The organism is Microbacterium sp. zg.Y909, assembly GCF_024626565.1.
Map to the genome: position 1 here is coordinate 1 of NZ_JANJFJ010000568.1, position 2031 is coordinate 2031.

3 protein-coding genes and 1 pseudogene are annotated in these 2031 nt (G+C 70.7%); 3 read left to right on the forward strand and 1 reads right to left on the reverse strand.

Translation table 11 applies throughout. The features are described 5' to 3' along the window. Nucleotides 1–51: 51 nt before the first annotated feature. From NQ160_RS22910 to NQ160_RS22920, 3 genes and pseudogenes are all read left to right on the forward strand, one after another. Nucleotides 52–417 carry an SRPBCC domain-containing protein gene (locus NQ160_RS22910; protein WP_257517322.1) on the forward strand — a complete coding sequence of 122 codons (366 nt, stop codon included), beginning with the start codon at nt 52–54 and terminating at the stop codon, nt 415–417. Between the two features lie 88 nt (nt 418–505). Next, nucleotides 506–739 (forward strand): LacI family DNA-binding transcriptional regulator, encoded by a 234-nt coding sequence (locus NQ160_RS22915; protein ID WP_257517323.1) that lies wholly within the window; start codon nt 506–508, stop codon nt 737–739. Between the two features lie 6 nt (nt 740–745). Further along, nucleotides 746–886: pseudogene (locus NQ160_RS22920) on the forward strand (heat-shock protein HtpX); the annotation flags it as partial. A 271-nt stretch (nt 887–1157) separates the two neighbouring features. Here the strand turns inward: NQ160_RS22920 and NQ160_RS22925 are convergent. After that, the coding region (locus tag NQ160_RS22925; RefSeq protein WP_306854077.1) for an NAD-dependent epimerase/dehydratase family protein at nt 1158–2031 on the reverse strand (874 nt) is incomplete at its 5' end.

Genomic DNA, 2031 nt, shown 5'->3' on the forward strand with positions numbered 1-2031 from the left:
TATCTCTTCCCAGCGGCTATCGCTCATCGCACTCATGATCCTCCTCTTCCCGTGATCCGACGCGTTCGCCCGTCGTGTGCCCGCGCGCGCTTCACGAGTGGCTGGAGCGGTTCGGGCACGGTCGAGACCTGCGACGCACCCGGGCACCTGCGCGTGCGCACGTGGGAAGAGGGGAGCGAACCCACGACCATCGAGGCTGTGCTCACGCCCGACGGCGCCGGCACGCGGCTGGTGATCGAGGAGCGTGGGCTGCCCCTGGCGGAGTATGCGGATCACGGGGCGGGATGGCAGGCGCACGCGGAAGACCTGGAGGCGCTCGTGGCGGGCGGCGAGCCCGGAAGCTGGCTCGACCGCTGGCGAGAACTCAGCTCGGCATACTCAGCACTCGCCCGCGGGGAGAACGACGCAACGCCGTGAGCATCCGCAGGGCACCGACGCAGGAATGTCGATGCCCCTGCTCATGATTCGACGTACAAGGGGTACGCCACGTCTTGGAGGTCAATCGATGAGCGGCGAGAAAGCACCCACGATCGAGGATGTCGCCACGGCAGCCCACGTGTCGCGATCGACAGTCTCGCGTGTGATCAATCACGATCCGCGGGTGAGTTTCGCGGTGTGGCAGGCGGTGACCCGCGCGATTCACGAGCTCGCTTACACCCCTGACCCGTCGGCCCAGGCGCTCGCGCGCAGGCGGGGCGCAGCGCCGGTTTCGGAGCCTGACGCGGGTCCCGCTGCCTGACGCGGACGTCAGGCCGACGTCGTGATCACGATGGGCTGCGGCGACGCCTGCCCGACCCTCCCCGGCAGGCGTTACGAGGACTGGCAGCTGGCCGATCCCGCCGGCCAGCCGGTCGACGTCGTCGGTGCCGTCCGCGATGACATCCGGGCCGGGCGGAGGATCTCGTCCCGGTGGCCGACGCGCGGTGCTCGACCTGCCGGGCTCGCCGCACTGGATGCCGACTGGGTGCTGCCCGGCCTGCCCCCCCGTGGCGCGGGTCGCCGGCCGAGGTCGTCGCCCAGGTGCGGCAAGCCGCGGCAAGCTGACCCTGCGCGCACGCCCCTGCGTAGCGGGGCCGCTCCGGTGTCGCGAAAGGCGGGTTCCAGCCGCGGGCCGCCACCATTCGCGACACTCGAGCGGTGTCGGCCCCGCCCGGCCCTCAGTCGGCCGCGGCGACACCGTCGGCGTGGGCGACCAGGGCGTCGAAGGCGGCATCCAGCTTCTCGTCGACACGCTGACGGTCGGGGTGCGCGTCATAGAAAGCCAGGATGCGGCGGGCGCCCTCGTCGAACGTGACCGTCGTGCGGAACTCGGGCGCCAGGCGCGTGACCTTCGCGTTGTCGAAGACCATCGAGTGCGCCTTGTCGCCCACGAGCGAGGGACCGACGTCGGGCAGCGCCGCGGCGATCGTGTCGCTTGCCACGTGCACAAAGCGCGGCTCGGAGACCCCCGCGGCATCCGCCAGCCAGCCGTAGATCTGGTTCCAGGTGGGGGCGTGAGTGCCGGTGATGGTGAAGGCGTCGCCGATCGCGGCCGGGTTGCCGAGCAGGCCCGTGAAGGCGACGGCGAAATCGTCCGAGTGGGTGATCGTCCACAGGCTCGTGCCATCGCCGTGGATCACGACCGGCTTGCCGGAGCGCATGCGGGCGATGTCGGTCCATCCGCCTGTCGTCGGGATCATGGTCTCGTCGTAGGTGTGCGACGGCCGCACGATCGTCACAGGAAGCGCCCGGTCGCGGTGGGCGCCGACCAGCAGGTCCTCGCAGGCGATCTTGTCGCGGGAGTACTGCCAGAACGGGTTGCGCAGCGGAGTCGACTCGGTGACCGGCAGGTAGCGTGGGGGCTTCTCGTAAGCGGATGCCGAGCTGATGTAGATGTACTGCCCGACGCGACCCTCGATCGCCGAGAGCACCGTTTCGACGTGCTCGGGCACGAACGAGAGGAAGTCCGCGACGACGTCGACGCCCTCGCCGACCGCGGCGCGCACCGCGTCGGCGTCACGCACGTCGCCGGTGATGCGGCGCACCCCGTCG

Excerpts from the sequence above, each read along its gene's own strand:
- NQ160_RS22915 (WP_257517323.1), top strand. The coding sequence starts at position 506 with ATGAGCGGCGAGAAAGCACCCACGATCGAGGATGTCGCCACGGCAGCC.